12 protein-coding genes are annotated in these 16,536 nt (G+C 39.3%); 8 read left to right on the top strand and 4 right to left on the bottom strand.

Going from position 1 to position 16,536, the window contains the following annotated elements; all coding sequences use genetic code 11:
• Window positions 1-17: 17 nt before the first annotated feature.
• A complete protein-coding gene (locus tag ACJVDH_RS14460; RefSeq protein ID WP_443944111.1) occupies window positions 18-770 on the top strand; it encodes a hypothetical protein in 753 nt (250 codons plus the stop codon).
• A gap of 123 nt (window positions 771-893) precedes the next feature.
• Window positions 894-1,553, top strand: a complete 660-nt coding sequence (locus ACJVDH_RS14455; protein ID WP_443944110.1) for a hypothetical protein — start codon at window positions 894-896, stop codon at window positions 1,551-1,553.
• 66 nt (window positions 1,554-1,619) lie between these two features.
• Here the strand turns inward: ACJVDH_RS14455 and ACJVDH_RS14450 are convergent, their stop codons facing one another.
• Entirely contained in the window at window positions 1,620-2,318 is a 699-nt protein-coding gene (locus ACJVDH_RS14450) for a DUF1826 domain-containing protein (protein WP_443944109.1), read from the bottom strand.
• 224 nt (window positions 2,319-2,542) lie between these two features.
• Between ACJVDH_RS14450 and ACJVDH_RS14445 the strand changes: the two genes are divergently transcribed.
• On the top strand, window positions 2,543-2,851 hold the full coding sequence (locus ACJVDH_RS14445; protein ID WP_443944108.1) for a hypothetical protein: 309 nt from the start codon (window positions 2,543-2,545) through the stop codon (window positions 2,849-2,851).
• 116 nt (window positions 2,852-2,967) lie between these two features.
• Here ACJVDH_RS14445 and ACJVDH_RS14440 read toward each other — a convergent pair whose 3' ends face one another.
• Window positions 2,968-5,364: a TonB-dependent siderophore receptor gene (locus ACJVDH_RS14440; RefSeq protein ID WP_443944107.1), complete on the bottom strand. Its 2,397-nt coding sequence runs from the start codon at window positions 5,362-5,364 to the stop codon at window positions 2,968-2,970.
• A gap of 316 nt (window positions 5,365-5,680) precedes the next feature.
• On the opposite strand from ACJVDH_RS14440, the gene ACJVDH_RS14435 reads away from it, so the two are divergent.
• A complete protein-coding gene (locus tag ACJVDH_RS14435) occupies window positions 5,681-6,766 on the top strand; it encodes a serine hydrolase domain-containing protein (protein WP_443944106.1) in 1,086 nt (361 codons plus the stop codon).
• Between the two features lie 254 nt (window positions 6,767-7,020).
• On the opposite strand, the gene ACJVDH_RS14430 is transcribed toward ACJVDH_RS14435, so the two are convergent.
• Window positions 7,021-7,839: an alpha/beta fold hydrolase gene (locus ACJVDH_RS14430; protein ID WP_443944105.1), complete on the bottom strand. Its 819-nt coding sequence runs from the start codon at window positions 7,837-7,839 to the stop codon at window positions 7,021-7,023.
• Window positions 7,840-8,153: 314 nt separating this feature from the next.
• Between ACJVDH_RS14430 and ACJVDH_RS14425 the strand changes: the two genes are divergently transcribed.
• Both ACJVDH_RS14425 and ACJVDH_RS14420 read left to right on the top strand, forming a co-directional pair.
• Window positions 8,154-9,917: a hypothetical protein gene (locus tag ACJVDH_RS14425; RefSeq protein WP_443944104.1), complete on the top strand. Its 1,764-nt coding sequence runs from the start codon at window positions 8,154-8,156 to the stop codon at window positions 9,915-9,917.
• A 213-nt stretch (window positions 9,918-10,130) separates the two neighbouring features.
• The gene (locus ACJVDH_RS14420) at window positions 10,131-11,885 is read left to right on the top strand and encodes an arylsulfatase (protein WP_443944103.1); all 1,755 of its coding nucleotides are present in this window, start codon (window positions 10,131-10,133) and stop codon (window positions 11,883-11,885) included.
• 45 nt (window positions 11,886-11,930) lie between these two features.
• On the opposite strand, the gene ACJVDH_RS14415 is transcribed toward ACJVDH_RS14420, so the two are convergent.
• The gene (locus tag ACJVDH_RS14415; RefSeq protein WP_443944102.1) at window positions 11,931-12,962 is read right to left on the bottom strand and encodes a GntR family transcriptional regulator; all 1,032 of its coding nucleotides are present in this window, start codon (window positions 12,960-12,962) and stop codon (window positions 11,931-11,933) included.
• Between the two features lie 266 nt (window positions 12,963-13,228).
• Between ACJVDH_RS14415 and rhaT the strand changes: the two genes are divergently transcribed.
• Window positions 13,229-14,323, top strand: a complete 1,095-nt coding sequence (gene rhaT, locus ACJVDH_RS14410; RefSeq protein WP_443944101.1) for an L-rhamnose/proton symporter RhaT — start codon at window positions 13,229-13,231, stop codon at window positions 14,321-14,323.
• 21 nt (window positions 14,324-14,344) lie between these two features.
• Window positions 14,345-16,465: a bifunctional aldolase/short-chain dehydrogenase gene (locus ACJVDH_RS14405; protein ID WP_443944100.1), complete on the top strand. Its 2,121-nt coding sequence runs from the start codon at window positions 14,345-14,347 to the stop codon at window positions 16,463-16,465.
• The last annotated feature ends 71 nt before the right edge of the window (window positions 16,466-16,536 follow it).

Here is a 16,536-nt window from a genome sequence, read left to right as displayed (position 1 = left end):
TATTTCAAATTAAATTTATGGCATCACATTTTTTTTCAAAAGATCTAGGGATAAAACAAAATTATGATACCACTGCATCGGTACCATTTAGCGATCATTTTTATGATTTTATGGACCGTAAAATAGTTGCATTAGTGAAACAGGCGACCGGTTTGTCTCCTTCTCCACAATTTGCGGTAGCCCGGCGATCTCCATGGGCAGATACCCCTGATCTATATGAACAAGGCGAAATATCCTGTCTAAATTTAAGTTTCGGTGTTGCAAATTCAGTAAAACATGATTTTAAGTTTTGCTGGAAGTCCAAGAATGGCAATATCGTCAGGATTAGTGATGAAGGTTTTGATGAAGACGATTTGGACTGTTGGCTGGAAGATGTTACACCAGAAAAATACTACGAAGACCTGTCACTTTATGGCAACAAAAAGCCACCTTTTAAATTAAAAAATCTTCCTTTTGAGTTAGACATTCGAGATTATGCCTACAGCATGGATGTTTTTGTGCGGTTAAAAGAGCAAACAGACGTAGAAGAAATAAGCCGTACGCTGGATGAAGCTATTGTGGTGTTTAATGAAAACGCCGATGCACTAGCAAGAGGGATCAAAAAAGGCAAAATACTACAGGCAGTGCACAACTGGAAAATCTCTTTAACAGAAGAAGGTTTAATTAAAATCTACCTCGATGCGGCAAGCCCCGAGGTTTTGAAAGCGATCGTTAAACACCTCAGCAAATACCCAAGTGTAGAAAAGGTAGAGATGGATTTGATGACTTAGTTTTTAATACAAATCGATTCAATTATAATTTATGGCATTACATTTTTTTTCAAAAGATCCAGGGATAAAAAGGTTTTACGATGAAAAGGTCTTGATACCATTTAGTGTCATTTTTATGATTTTATGGACCGTAAAATAGTTGCATTAGTGAAACAGGCAACGGGTTTGTCTCCGTCCCCACAATTTGCGGTAGCCCGGCGATCTCCAAGGGCGAATACCCCTGACCTATATGAAGAAGGGGAAATATCCTGTCTGAACTTGAGTTTTGGCATAGCAAGCACGATAGGACATGACTTTAAATTCTGTTGGAAGTCCAAGAGTGGCGATATCGTCAGGATTTGTGATGAAGGTTTTGATGAAGAGGATTTGGACTGTTGGCTGGAAGATGTTACGCCAGAAAAATACTACGAAGACCTGTCGCTTTATGGCAACAAAAAGCCACCTTTTAAGTTAAAAAATCTTCCTTTTGAGTTAGAGATAAGAGATTATGCTTACAGCATGGATGTTTTTGTGCGGTTAAAGGAGCAAACAGGCGTAGAAGAAATTAGACGTACGCTGGATGAGGTTATCGTGGTTTTTAATGAAAACGCCGATGCGCTAGCAAGAGGAATCAAAAAAGGCAAAATACTACAGGCAGTGCACAACTGGAAAATCTCTTTAACAGAAGAAGGTTTAATTAAAATCTACCTCGATGCAGCAAGCCCCGAAGTTTTGAAAGCGATCGTCAAACACCTCAGCAAATACCCAAGTGTAGAAAAGGTGGAGATGGATTTGATGTCTTAATTTTTCGTTAATAAACCTCAGAATAATTCTGTTGGTAATACGAGTAAGTGATCAATGAGTTTTAACTTAACAAATTATCATTAACCTAAGTTCGCCATTATTTTCTACAGGCGCGCGATGTACGCAAGGTAACACTAGTTGCTCAGGATGATCTACAGCCAGTCGCCACAAATTGCCCAGGCCGAGATTTATTGGCTGAGCGCCTGGTTTTGCCTGATAGTGTAAATCAAAAAAATACTCCTGTAAAAAGGATTCAAATTCAGCATCAGGGCCATTATGCAATTCTTTAAGTTTCTGGCGGATTTCTGGAATCAAAATTTTTTGCTCAGCCTGATGATTCGGGATAATTTCGCTTGCAGCACCGTAATATGTACATAAAAAAGTATCGCTGCCGATAGGAGAGCGATCTACATGAAAAGAGTAAACATCAGTTGAAATAAAATCAAATTCCTCATCGCGTGCGTAGCTTTGAATTAAATTAAGTGTTGGCGATGCTCCAAAGTCTGCCAATAACCGGAAATCACTTGAGATGGTTTCTCTCGCTAAATTTCCTTTTTCAGATAATTTTAGTGCAAACAGATCTTCCATTGAAATTTCCGTCAGGTTTTCTATGAGTTGAAGCTTTGAAACAATTTCAGCGAAATCGCCCATCAGATTTCTTCTCCAGAAAACCGCATTCATCGCTCCGCTAAATTTGGTTTCTACCAAATCTGTGAAGGATGATACCTCTTCAATCTGGTTAATGTTTAAAAAATTGTTCTCCATCTTTTGATGTAAAATCGCTATGCGTTGGCAAAAGTAATCATCGCTTTGCGAATAATCATACGCGTATGTAATTACTGAGGCTATTTTAGGAAAATGGGTTCAGAAATGCTGTTTTCAACATTTTTATCCACATAATTATTCTTTGTGAAAAAAAATATTTCTCATTTACAATTACTTATGTTTATCTCTTTTGAACATGTGGTTTTCAATGTTAGATTTGCCGGATGACGGTAACAGTACTGGCAATTTTAGAGACAGAATTTAAGCCACAACAATCGCTGGCCAGGGTAATGAATGATCGGTTACAGCGCGCAGCACGAGATTTACAAAACAGCCATTTCGCACTCCTAAGTGAAGATGCGCAGGGCGATGATGATCTTGTAGTATACATCAGCTACAATCCGAAATATAAAATCCGCTATCGCATCGTAAATGATGTTCCGGCAGATGTAGAATATTTTGTGGCCGAAACCTGTGGCCGTTTAGGTTATTTGCTTTGGAGAAGTTATTTACCCGAAACCATTGCTCAATAACAACAATTTATGAGATTCATATCGTACAGATTGATATTCTGTTAAGTGCTTAATGCAAAAAAGCTACATGCAAATTCTAAATGCATGTAGCTTTTTTTTGTTAAGCTTTATTTCGCTTAGAAATGATAACCAATACTTCCCGCAAAAGTTCGTGGTGCCATTGGCTCTAGCGTTGTCCAGCCTTTATAATATTCTTTGTCTGTCAGGTTATTCAGTTTTAAGCCGAAAGTATATTTTCCGGACGAGTATGATGCAGAAGCATTTAAAATGGTATACGCGGGTAAAGTGAATACACCAACAGTTGCATCGTTTACAATGCTGTTTTTACCAGCATAATTTCCACCGAAACCAAAGCCTAAACCTTTAGCTGCACCAGAAGAAATTTTGTAGCTTAACCAAAGGTTAACCAAATCTTCCGGACCTGCACCCACTGGTCTTCTGCCTTCAGTATTTGCAGTTGCATTGGTTAGTTTACTTTTGTTTTTCGAGTAACCTGCAATGATGTTTAAACCGTCAATTGGGTTTGCGGTAATCTGAGCCTCGAAACCTTTGCTGTATTGATCTCCACCTTGCGAATATTGATTTAAACCTGTACTCAATACAATATTAGATACTTTAATGTCGTAATAACTTAATGAACCCGATAAACGGCCTTCAAAAAGGTCTGTTTTAATACCCGCTTCCATTTGGTTTGCATGTTCAGGATCAAAAGTTGTGACAACATTTGCCCCATTTACTTCCTGGTTTACTGGAGCAACGTTCGTAAAACCATTCATATAGTTACCGAAAACGGATAATTTATCTTTCAATACCTGATAAACCAATCCGAATTTTGGAGAAAAGGCGGTTTGTCCGTATTTATCATCTGCATTAGTACTGAAACCACCGTTTTGAAAACGATCTACACGTAAACTGGCCATTGCAGAAAGAGCTGGCGTAATGTTGAAAACATCAGAAACATAAGCACTATAGGTCTCTTGTGTACTTCTCGTACTGCCACCGTAACCCGCTGTAGCAATTGCCGCATCTGCTGCTTGCTTAGTCAGGTTTTCAGATGCATCTACCAATAAATTTACCGAACCAAAACCCGCATAATTTGAACTGTTGTTGATGGAAGTGAGGTTATAATAATCTAAACCTGCAACAATGCGGTTTCTCATATTGCCGATTTTAAAATCGCCGATGAAATTTTGTTGAATGTCTGAGGTTTCTGTTGTAGAATTCTGATCGGTAATGTAACGGCCAAAAATTCCATTTCCTCTGCGTGTTGTTGTACTGATGCCTTCAAAAAGGTAACTGTAATAACCTTTAGATTTTGCCGTTCCGCGAGATACAACCGTTTGTGAACGCCATTGATCAGAAATCTGGTAATTCATTTGTGCCTGTATAGTGGTTACAGGATTATTCATTGTTAAATCGTTACTGGTGTAAGATTTACGATTGTCATAACCTAAAGCTTCTAAAGTTGTAGAGCCGAGCGGAGCACTTCTGTTGAAAAACAACATAGTTGGATTAGTGCCTTCAGATACCAAAAACTGCGCGTTGAATAAAAACGATAGACGATCATTTACCTGATAAGATAACGATGGTGCGAAGAACCTGGTTTTTTTGAAACCTGCATCCTGAAAGCTGCTTTCGTCATGATACGCGGCATTCATTCTGAACAGAACTTTATGTTCTGCATCAAGCGGTGTATTTACATCGGCAGTAATCCGGTTTAAACCATAGCTTCCAGCTGTGTAATTTACATCTACAGAAGTACTGTTAAAAGGTTGTTTGGTTACGGTATTAATTAAACCGCCATAGGAGATTAAACTGCTGCCAAAAAGTGTTCCTGAAGGGCCTTTAAGTACTTCAATACGCTCAACGTTAGACACGTCTAAACTACCGTTTGTTAAACCAGGTAAACCATTCACTAAAGTTGGCTGAACGGCAAATCCTCTTAAAGAGAAATAACCTGCTCCATCACCGCTTCTGCCGGTAGACGACCACAGTTTATCAATTCCTGGTGCATTTTTAAGTGCATCGTCAAAATTGGTTACCAATTGATCAGCCAATAATTCTTTACCAATTACAGCGTAAACCTGCGGATTTTCGAGGTTCTGCAAAGGCATTTTAGAAACAAAATTACTTTCTTTTGAAGCATATTTGTTGCGTTTTCCGGTGCTGATTACCACTTCTTTCAACTGCTGATTGGTAGCTTGCAAAGAAAGATTGATGATTGCAGTTTGACCGGCAACAACAGTTACCTGAGCTGAACTCGGAATTAAACCCACTAATCTTGCTGTAATGGTATACGTTCCGGAAGGAATGTTTTTTAAATTATAATTTCCGTCTTTATCGGCAGTAGTATTGGCTACACCTTTGATTGATACTTCAACGGCTTCGGCAGAAATCCCATCCGAGGTCTGCACTGTGCCACTGATATTTCCCGTATTCTTTTGCGCCAAAGTGGCGAAACTGAATAATGTTGCGAGAAGCAATAGAAGGTAATTCTTGTAATTTTTAAGCATGTTATTTGGAATGATTTTAAACTGCAAACATACAATTCATCTCGCGCTTGGAATGTTAAATAGTTTATATTCGTTTTAAATAAGACAATTTACTGACAAAATCAGTCTGAGGCTCTCTGAACCGATAAAATAGCAGATGTTATTCGTTGTCCAGCGCGATTTTGATGGTTGTAATGTTTGCTTGACAAACCAATCTGGATCTTTGAATCGCTTAATTGGTCTAAAATCGTTAAAACAGTTGTGTTTGTAACAACTTTATTTACTTTGTTTCTAACCTTCGAATTATTGGAATTGTTCATCTCTAAAAAACAAATACATGCAGTTATCATTTCGCTTTTTTACCCTTTTTGCTTTTTTTGTGATTTCTATTAATCAGACTGTTTTTGCGCAAACTTTTGAGAATCGCGTAGACAGTATTATCGCGGCTGAGTTTAAAGATCTGAACGGCCCTGGCGGTGTATTCATGGTTGCAAAAGGCGATAAGGTGATCTATCAAAAGGCTGTTGGCAAAGCAAATTTAGAGTTGAATGTAGATTTAACGCCCGCAAATGTATTCCAACTCGGATCAATGACTAAACAGTTTACCGCTGTTGCAATTTTGATGTTGGAACAAGAAGGTAAAATGCAGGTAAACGATCCGGTATCTAAATATGTAACGGACTATCCCGGAGGAGATTATATAACTATCCATCACTTACTTACGCATACTTCCGGAATCAAGGATTTTACAAAAATGAAGGCTTTGCAAAGCATCGCCCAAAAAGAAATGACACCAAAAGAAATGGTAGATTTTTTTAAAAATGAGCCCGTTGATTTTCTTCCCGGAGAAAAATTTGACTACAACAATTCAGGATATGTGCTTTTGGGATATATCATTGAGTCGGTTTCTAAAGAACGTTATGAAGATTTCATCGTTAATCACATTTTTAAAAAGGTAGGGATGAGCCAATCCGGATATGCGAGCGATCGTAAAATTATTAAGCAGCGTGCATACGGCTATCAGCAAAAAGAAAGCGGGTATGTAAACAAAACTCAAATTAGTTTCAGTGTTCCATTTTCTTCAGGTTCTTTAATGTCTACTGCCGGCGATATGCTGAAATGGCAGAACGCACTTAATAAGAATCTATTGCTCAACCCCGTCGAAACGACAAAAGCGTTCAAACCTTATACTTTAAACAACGGAGAATCTATTCATTATGGTTATGGATGGCACATTAGAATGCTTAATGGCGAAGAAAGCCGAGAGCATGGCGGCAGTATTTTTGGATTTAAAACGATGGGTATTTATCTTCCGGAGAAAGATATTTACATAATTGGTTTGAGCAACTGCGATTGCCACTCGCCTACAAAAATGACCGGAGACATTGCAAAACTCGCGTCAGAAATTAACGGGGGTCGTTAACTTGATCGGGAACAATCTTATGTGAGCATTTTTGAAAACGATTTTAGCCCATTTACAATAAAATGGATACACGAAACTATGTCAAAACCAGTTTTTAATGTATTGCATTTAAATGGCAAAACTTAGCATGCAACTTAAATAATTGATTCTAAACCTTAGTTCTATGGGGAAACGAGCAATAGAAGTCATAAATGCCAGCTTAGCAATTAAACAAAGAAAGTTGGCCAAAATTGGCCAACTTTCTTTGTTGCAGTTTATCCTTTTATAAAAGCCAGGATATCTTTTGCAATGGTTTCATATTCTGTAACCGGCATTCCATGAGGGAAACCTGGATAAGAAATTAGTTTGCCATTTTTCAACAAAGCAGCGGCTTTTGGTGCTTGGTGATAAGGAACAATCTGGTCGTCTTCGCCATGCATAACCAAAACCGGAACATTTGCATTTTTTAGATCTTCGGTTAAATCAGTTTCAGAAAAAGCCTTAATTCCTTCGTAATGTGCTTTTACCGAACCCATCATACCTTGTCTCCACCAATTGTGTTTTACGGCTTCAGATACTTTAGCACCTTCGCGGTTGTATCCGTAAAAAGCGGTTGGGAAATCCCAGAAATAGTTTGAACGATCAAATCCTGTTCCCTGGCGGATTTCATCAAAAACTGAAAGTGGAACGCCATCAGGGTTATGTTCATTTTGAATCATCATTGGCGTAACTGCGCTAATCAATACCGCTTTTGCAACTCGGCCTTGACCGTGTTGCGCTACATAACGAATCGCCTCGCCTCCACCAGTAGAATGGCCAATGTGAATGGCATCTTTCAGATCAAGTGCTTGCGTAAGTTCAGCAACATCTGCTGCATAGGTATCGATGTTGTGGCCGTCATTGGCCTGCCCAGACCGTCCGTGGCCGCGGCGATCATGTGCAATTACGCGGTATCCTTCTTTAAGGAAAAACATCATAATAGAATCCCAATCGTCGCCGGATAAAGGCCAGCCATGGTGAAAAACAATTGGTTGTCCGGTTCCCCAGTCTTTGTAATAAATCTCTGTTCCGTCTTTAACTTTAATGGTACTCATAGTGGTAAATTTTATGGATTTTAATTTTATAATTGATGTATATCAGTTTTTTTGCAAGTAAGAAAACTTGTTGCTTAAATTCTGATTTATTCCAGTACTTACAAAATACAAGCCTATGTTTAACTTATTGTTAACGAATTGTTTAATTATTTTGGAGTCAATTTCATTTGCCGATATATCGTGGATTTACGTCGAGGAATAGCGGATTTATTTAGGCGTTTACCAAAAACATGATCATCATCACCTAATTCTGTGCGCGGCATTCCGCTTGCGCAGATTCGCTGTAGTTAGTTTTGTATGAAAATCAAATCATCATGCAGCATACTTTTCACATCCCTGTTCTAGGTTTAGGTTATTCGATAGATACGCCATTAAAAATTGCCCGCTACGGAATTAGTTCTGTTGTTTCTATTGTGGACGATGAACTGACAGAACGTATGCGCGAATTTCACTCTGCAGAAAACGGAAAAGCATTCATTCCGATACAAAAAACAGATCAAGACTACCGTGCCAAAAGAATTACAGCGTACCTGAATTTGTTGAATGAATTGGTGAATGAACAGTTTAATTTGCTTTGTACGCAAGAATTTGGAGTAGGCGGTGAGATTGATCGGTATTTCGAAATGCTACCAGATGCTGCAGCTTTAAAACAAGATTATGAACTGATGAAGTTGTATCCGAAAGGAGAATCCAAAACTGTGGCACAACAATTCTTACGCAAAATGATGTTTAAAGGTACTATAGATGTGAATATTATGGCAAAAGTAGACAAGATGAATTACGCAAACGGCGTGTATTTAGGCGATGATCATACAGATGCGCTTTCCGCTTTAAGAGGTTTTGCGCAAAGCCGTTTACAATCTTCAGTTATACTTTCTGCCGGTATGAATCCGAAATTGTACAGCTATCTGGAGAATTTCAAAGATTTTTTGCCTTCAGAAATGGGCCAGTTTGTAAAAAAAATCATTCTAAAAGTAAGTGATTTTCGCTCAGCGTTAATTCAAGCCAAATTTCTGGCGAAAAAGGGATTGTGGGTTTCGGAATTTCGGATTGAATCTGGTTTGAATTGCGGAGGCCATGCTTTTGCAACTGAAGGTTACCTACTTGGCCCCATTCTGGAAGAATTTAAACAAAAACGGACAGCCATGCGCACAGAACTTTTTGAAATGTACGCATCTGCACTGCACCAAAAAGGTATTTGCATACATCTTTCTCCGCCGCAACGTTTAACCGTTCAGGGCGGCATTGGAACAGCCAAAGAGCATGAATTTTTAATGCAACATTATGGTTTGGATGCAACAGGCTGGGGCAGTCCGTTTTTATTGGTTCCGGAAGCAACAAATGTAGATCCCGAGACCTTAGAAACGCTTTCTAAAGCAAATGAAAGTGATTTTTATCTAAGCAACTCATCGCCATTGGGCATTCGTTTTAATAATTTTAAAGGCAGTTCAATAGAACAGCAACGGCTGGAACGTATTGCTCAGGGCCGACCGGGAAGTCCCTGCAAGAAAAAATTTCTGTGCAACAACACAGAATTTACCTCAGAACCAATCTGCACGGCATCAAGAGAATATCAGCATTTAAAAATCAATCAACTTCAGGCAGCGGACTTAGGAAAAAGCGAGCTTAAAAAAGAAATCCACTTTGTTACAGAAAAAGTGTGCTTATGCGAAGGTCTTTGTGCTTCAACTTACCTGAAGTATGAACTAACCAAACCTCGCGAAAATACAGCTGTTGCGATATGTCCGGGACCAAACCTGGCGTACTTCAATCGGGTTTATTCGCTTCATGAAATGGTTGACCACATTTATGGCAAGGTGAACATTTTGGCAGAAAGCATCAGGCCGCATATGTTTTTAAAAGAATTGGATTTATACATCAATTACCTGGCAGAAGAATTGAAAAATGTAGTTGATCAGAAAAAAAACCGTTTGGGCAGTTTTCAGCAAAAGCTAGCGGATGGTATTGGTTACTATCAAAAACTATTTAAAAACTTTATTTCGTGTACCAAGGAAGAAATGGCTGAAGGTTTAGAACAGCTTGAAAAACTCAAAATAAAACTATCGACTTTGTCCTAGTTTTAAACGGTTTTGTTAAGGTGTTGCAAATGAGTGTTTAGTCGAGGTTTTTTACTGCGTAGATTTGTTTTTTGCTTCTAATTCTTGATAGGTGAGGTTTAAATCCGGTTGGTTAAAATAATTATCCCTATTTTCAAGCTGTTTATCAAAAGTCAGGTACCGAATATGAAAGTTAATCATCCAGCATCTCTCTCGGTTTTTACAATTATTTGCATGTTTTTTTCCATTTCTGCATTTGCACAGTACAGCCCGGAAAAGCAATACAAGCAAGATCCTTTGTTGATGGATACGACATCAAAATTGTTCAGGCAAGCGTACAGCAAAAAATCCAAACCCGGATCGCCGAATATTGTGGTTGTTATGTTAGATGATGTGGGTTATAGCACATCGGCCAGTTTTGGCGGAATTGCAGAAACACCAACTTTTGACCGGTTGGCAAAAAAAGGGCTTAAATACACAAATTTTCATACAACAGCCTTGTGTGCACCATCTCGCGCAGCATTACTTACCGGACGCAATCATCACAATGTGCATATGGGTCATTTTACTGAAACCGCTTTTGATGCGCCAGGTTATGATGCATATATGCCGTTTGAAAAAGCAACAATTGCAGAAGTGCTGCGCGAAAACGGATACAATACTTTTGCTGTGGGCAAATGGCATCTTACACCTGTTTTAGAACGTTCTGCTGCGGGGCCTTTTAACCGTTGGCCAACTGGTCGTGGTTTCGATAGGTTTTATGGTTTTCATGAGTCGGCAACAGATCAGTATTATCCGGTTTTGTGGGAAGGAATTACTAAAGCACCTATAGATACAGCGCTGGGCAAACACCTGAACACTTATCTTGCAGATCAGGCTATCGCTTATATTGGCGATCAGAAAAAAGCAGATCCTAAAAAGCCATTTTTTCTGTATTTAACTCCTGGAGCAGTGCATTCGCCTATGCAGGTACATAAACAGTGGATTGATAAATATAAAGGCCGATTTGATTCTGGCTGGGATGTTTACCGTACAGAAACCTTAAAAAGGCAGAAAGCACTTGGCGTAGTGCCACAGAATACAACTCTGCCGGCGCGCAACGAAAAAATTGCTGCGTGGAGCAGCTTGCCACAGGCAGAAAAACAAGTTGCGGCCAGAGCAATGGAAGCTCATGCAGGTTTTTTAAGTCAGACGGACTACGAAGTTGGCCGGATTCTGGATTTCATCGGGCAGATTGGCCAGATGGAAAATACCGTGGTAATGATTATCATCGGCGATAATGGCGCAACGAAATATACAGAAGACATTCCGGGCGAACCTCTGGGTTTGGATAAACTGAGTAGAACTGAACGTGCTGAAGCTGCCTTGAAAAATATAGACCGAATAGGCAGAAAGGATTTCAAAGGAGACATTCCTCTTGGCTGGACACAGGTGAGCAATACGCCATTCAAATATTGGAAAGCCGATGCAAATTCTGAAGGAGGAACACACAATCCTATGATTTTTTATGCACCAAAGTTGATTCAGGAAGCTGGATTGCGAAAACAATATGTTCATTTGATTGATATTTGGCCAACTATACTGGAACTTACACATGCAGATGTACCAAAGGCAATCAACGGTTATCCGCAATTGCCAATTGACGGTGTTAGTTTTGCATATTCTATTGTTCAAGCTAATGCAGAAAGCAAACATCGCCAGCAATATTATGAAACCGGCGCATCCCGCGCGATGTACAAAGACGGTTGGAAAGCGGCAACGTTACATACTCCCGGACAATCTTATCTGAATGATGTTTGGCATCTGTATAACATGCAGACTGATTTTAACGAACAGAAAGATCTTTCGGCAAAATATCCACAGAAACTTGCCGAGCTACGCGCTCTTTTTGAAGAGGAAGCCAAAAAGAATAATGTTTATCCTTTGCATGAATCCTGGTTCCCGAAAGATGAACATTTGAGAATCAGCGACAGCAGACAAAACAAATAACATTGCCTTTATGAAGGGAAATTCTAATCGGATTTCCCTTTTTTCTTAAAGAGATTTACGCAAGTTCAAATAAAACGGAACTGGTATTTTCTCGTTCTGATTGTTTAAAATACAATTTGCAGCCGCAGTGCCCAACATCGCAAAATCTGTTGATATGGTGGTAATTCCGTTTAGAATAATCCTTTTTAACGGCGTTTCATTATAAGAAATTACGCCTACATCTTTTCCAACTTCTAAACCAAGCGCAATAATTTTTTCGATTAGCATTACCAGATCATCTTCCATTAAGCTAATGTATACTTCGCCAGTGGCAATAGTCTGTTCTGTTGTTTTGTGCACAACTTCATGGTTAAAGGCATATTGCTGGCAGAAACGGTAAAAACCGTTCAGAATTTCTTTGGGGAAATAACTGTGTTGAGGAAAAATAATTTTAAGAGTGTGGTATTTAGACAACGGCTCAAGTGCCTGTTCAAGTGCATTGTAAATATCTTGATCAAAATTTTCATAAACTGCGGCATATGCACCTGATATTTCGGGAAGTAATTTATCCAGGATAACGAGTTTCTCCCGCGGGATGGAATTGATAAGTTCTTGTGCACGATCTTCGCCTTCATTAAAATGCGGGATGATTACGTAATGTGTGTAATCGTCTTTTTTACTGTTTAGCAGGTTCTTAAATATAGAAAAATCATTATTGTATACGTACAGATCAATTGCTGCCTGATCGCCTATGGCTCTGGTAAAAGAATCATAAATTATTTTTTTATGGGTACTGAGTTTATTAAACAGCAAACAGATTTTAAGCGTTCTGGAAAAATCAGCGTTAATAATAAAATATCCTTTTCCGGGAATCGACTCTACAACACCCATTTTTCTCAAATGTCGATAACCTTTTTCTGCTGTATCTCTCGAGATTTCAAATGTAAAACTCAGTTCATTTATGGAAGGTAACATGAAACCTTTTTGCATTTTTCCAATTTCAATCGCGTACAAAATAGCATTGATGAGCTGTTTGTATTTGGGGGTTGCAGAATATTCATCAATAGAAATGTAATCGATCAGTTCTTCAGGTTTCATATCCAAAGATAGCGATTGCTTATTAGTAAAGAGAGCAGAGGGTTTGTACAATGTTAGACACGGAGAAAACCACAAAATAGCACAGAGAAGATTGCCGGGATTCGTTTTGCAGCTCTCTGCTCCACGCTTTCTCTTTCTGCTTTTTGCCTTTCACCTTTCCGCTTTTGGCTTTTCGCTCCACGCTCTTCGCCACCGGCTCCATGACAGTACATGACAGTTCATTTTTAAGCAATTTCTACATTAGGAAACCAAATATAAAACCAGATATGCAAGCACTTTTCGGCGTCATCTTTCACTTTATCGGCGGTTTCGCTTCCGGTAGCTTTTACATTCCATATAAAAAAGTTAAAGGATGGGCGTGGGAGAGTTATTGGATAGTTGGCGGACTGTTTTCCTGGTTAATCGTACCACCGTTGGCGGCTTATTTGACCATGCCAAACTTCATGGATATTATTTCGTCTACTCCAGGCCATATTCTTTTGATTACTTATTTTTTTGGCATTTGTTGGGGTATTGGCGGTTTAACTTATGGTTTGGGGGTGCGCTATTTAGGCGTTTCATTGGGCAGTTCAATTATTCTGGGTATCAGTATGGTGCTGGGTTCTATTTTGCCTTCCATTTATTTTAATGTATTTCCGCAGGAAGGAAAAGATACCTTCTCTATGTTTTTACAAACCGATTGGGGACGCATGGTACTTACTGGTTTGCTGGTTTGTATTGTAGGAATTATTATTTGCGGCAAAGCCGGAACAATGAAGGAACGCGAAATGAAAAAAGATATTTCCGATCCACACGGCCTTCAGGTAAAAACCGAATATAAATTTGGGTTGGGCATAATTGTGGGCTGTATTTCCGGAGTATTAAGTGCGTGTTTCAATTTTGGATTAGAAGCCGGAAAACCCATGGCCGATGCCGCAAATACCATCTGGAAAGCGGCAAATCCATCAGAAACCGGAAACTTCCTTTTTCAGAATAATGTTACTTACGTTGTAGTGCTTTGGGGCGGACTTACCGTAAATTTTATCTGGTGCATGATTTTAAATGCAAAAAATAAAACCTTTGGCAATTATACCGACCAAAAAGCTCCACTACTTAAAAATTACATTTTCTCTGCGCTGGCCGGAACAACCTGGTTTCTTCAATTTTTCTTTTACGGAATGGGCGAAAGCAAAATGGGCAACGGCGCCAGCTCATGGATTTTGCACATGGCTTTTATTATTCTGGTGGCTAACCTTTGGGGTTTGGTACTCAAAGAATGGAAAGGCGTTTCCAGAAAAACAAGCATCACCATTGTGGTGGGCATTTTAACCATAATCGCTTCGGTTCTTATTGTTGGTTATGGCAATTCACTTAAAGATTAAACATTAAAATAAAATACAAAAATGTCAGTAGAGACCAAAAGTTATAAATACGTGAGTTATTTATGGGATGAGCAGGAAGCTGCAAAACTACAGGGAGATGAAGTTGCACTGCTTATTTACCGCTCAAATCTATTGGGTGCAGATTTACGCCTTACCAATTATGGCGGTGGAAACACCTCTTGTAAATTGCTGGAAAAAGATCCCTTAACCGGAAATGAAACTGAAGTGATGTGGGTTAAAGGTTCTGGTGGCGATTTGGGTACACTTAAAAAAAGCGGCTTGGCGGCACTTTATGTAGATCGTTTACGTAGTCTGCAAAATATTTACCGCGGTGTAGAACATGAAGATGAAATGGTAGAATTGTTTAACCATTGCATTTTTGATTTAAGTTCTAAAGCACCATCTATTGATACACCTTTGCACGGCTTTTTGCCTTTTGCTCATATCGATCACTTACATCCTGATGCCGCAATTGCGATTGCAGCAGCAAAAGACGGGAAAAAAATTACTCAAGAATTATTCGGCGGTACCATTGGTTGGGTAGAATGGAAAAAGCCTGGTTTTGAACTTGGGCTTACACTAAAAAGATGTTTGGATGAAAATCCGGGCATCCGCGGTATTATGCTTGGTTCGCATGGTTTATTTACCTGGGGAAATACAGCTTATGAGAGTTATGTAAATACGCTTGACGTAATTGAAATCTGCTCGGAATACCTTAATGAAAATTATGGTAAAAAAGCTCCTGTTTTTGGCGGACAAAAAATTGAAAGTGCAGAGGCAGAAAAGAGAAAATTACAAGCTGCTGCAATTGCGCCGGTTTTACGCGGATTGTGTTCATCAAAACAACACATGATTGGCCATTTTACTGATGATGCACGCGTATTGGAGTTTATCAATTCAAATGATCTCTCACGACTTGCGCCAATGGGAACAAGTTGTCCGGATCACTTTTTACGCACCAAAATTAGTCCGTTGGTTCTGGATTTATCCAGCGGCGAAGATTTATCTAACCCAGATGAGTTGAAAGCAAAATTGCAACCTGCTTTTGAAGCCTACCGCAAAATGTACGAAGACTATTATCAAACCTGTAAACACGATAATAGTCCGGCTATTCGCGATAGCAATCCAGTTGTAATTTTATATCCGGGTATCGGGATGTTTACTTTTTCTAAAGATAAACAAACGGCACGCGTTGCAGCAGAGTTTTACATCAACGCCATCAACGTGATGAAAGGCGCCGAAGCCATTTCTGAGTATACTTCTCTTCCGCACCAGGAAGCATTTAATATCGAATATTGGTTGCTGGAAGAAGCAAAACTTCAACGTATGCCTAAGCCAAAACCTTTAACAGGCAAAATTGCGTTGATTACAGGAAGTGCAGGCGGAATTGGTAAAGCTATTGCCAAAAAATTTGTTGCAGAAGGTGCCGTTGTGGTTTTAAATGATATGAATGCCGAGCGTTTGGAAGCAGCAGGCGAAGAGTTTCATGCACAATTTGGCAAAGATGCATACACAACGGCAATTTTGGATGTAACCAGTGCCGAAGGCATAAAAACGGCATTTGATGCTGCGGCGCTTGCTTTTGGTGGTGTTGATATTGTAATTAATAATGCAGGTTTATCTATTTCTAAAACCATTGCAGGTCACACCGAAAAAGACTGGGATTTGTTGTACGATGTTTTAGTGAAAGGCCAGTTTTTTATTACACAGGCTGCAACTTTTGTGATGCAAAAGCAAGGTATTGGCGGAGATATCATTAATATTGTGAGTAAGAATGCGCTGGTAAGCGGACCAAATAATGCAGGTTATGGAAGTGCAAAATCTGCACAGCTTCATTTAAGCAGATTAAATGCAGCAGAACTCGGCGCAGATAATATTCGCGTAAATGTTGTAAATCCGGATGCGGTAATCAGCGATAGCAATATCTGGGCCGGCGGATGGGCAGAAGGCCGCGCCAAAGCATATGGAATCACAGTAGCAGAATTGCCGGCTTACTACGCAAAACGTACTTTATTGAACCAGATTATCCTTCCGGATGATATTGCAAATGCATGTTTTGCTTTTGTTGGCGGTTTGCTCAACAAATCAACCGGAAATGTACTGAATGTAGATGGTGGCGTTGCCATGGCCTTCGTTCGATAGTTTTTTACGGTAAACCTTTCGGTATTAACGAAAGGTTTACCAATTTAATTTTACCTAAACCAACATCTTAC

Source organism: Pedobacter terrestris, assembly GCF_052343045.1.
GTDB lineage: Bacteria > Bacteroidota > Bacteroidia > Sphingobacteriales > Sphingobacteriaceae > Pedobacter.
The sequence above is the reverse complement of the archived record's forward strand: the minus strand, read 5'-3'. Positions and strand labels throughout refer to the sequence as shown.

Excerpts from the sequence above, each read along its gene's own strand:
- ACJVDH_RS14405 (WP_443944100.1), top strand. The coding sequence starts at position 14,345 with ATGTCAGTAGAGACCAAAAGTTATAAATACGTGAGTTATTTATGGGAT.
- rhaT (WP_443944101.1), top strand. The coding sequence starts at position 13,229 with ATGCAAGCACTTTTCGGCGTCATCTTTCACTTTATCGGCGGTTTCGCT.
- ACJVDH_RS14435 (WP_443944106.1), top strand. The coding sequence starts at position 5,681 with ATGCAGTTATCATTTCGCTTTTTTACCCTTTTTGCTTTTTTTGTGATT.
- ACJVDH_RS14460 (WP_443944111.1), top strand. The coding sequence starts at position 18 with ATGGCATCACATTTTTTTTCAAAAGATCTAGGGATAAAACAAAATTAT.
- ACJVDH_RS14455 (WP_443944110.1), top strand. The coding sequence starts at position 894 with ATGGACCGTAAAATAGTTGCATTAGTGAAACAGGCAACGGGTTTGTCT.
- ACJVDH_RS14450 (WP_443944109.1), bottom strand. The coding sequence starts at position 2,318 with ATGGAGAACAATTTTTTAAACATTAACCAGATTGAAGAGGTATCATCC.
- ACJVDH_RS14425 (WP_443944104.1), top strand. The coding sequence starts at position 8,154 with ATGCAGCATACTTTTCACATCCCTGTTCTAGGTTTAGGTTATTCGATA.
- ACJVDH_RS14415 (WP_443944102.1), bottom strand. The coding sequence starts at position 12,962 with ATGAAACCTGAAGAACTGATCGATTACATTTCTATTGATGAATATTCT.
- ACJVDH_RS14430 (WP_443944105.1), bottom strand. The coding sequence starts at position 7,839 with ATGAGTACCATTAAAGTTAAAGACGGAACAGAGATTTATTACAAAGAC.
- ACJVDH_RS14440 (WP_443944107.1), bottom strand. The coding sequence starts at position 5,364 with ATGCTTAAAAATTACAAGAATTACCTTCTATTGCTTCTCGCAACATTA.
- ACJVDH_RS14420 (WP_443944103.1), top strand. The coding sequence starts at position 10,131 with ATGTTTTTTTCCATTTCTGCATTTGCACAGTACAGCCCGGAAAAGCAA.
- ACJVDH_RS14445 (WP_443944108.1), top strand. The coding sequence starts at position 2,543 with ATGACGGTAACAGTACTGGCAATTTTAGAGACAGAATTTAAGCCACAA.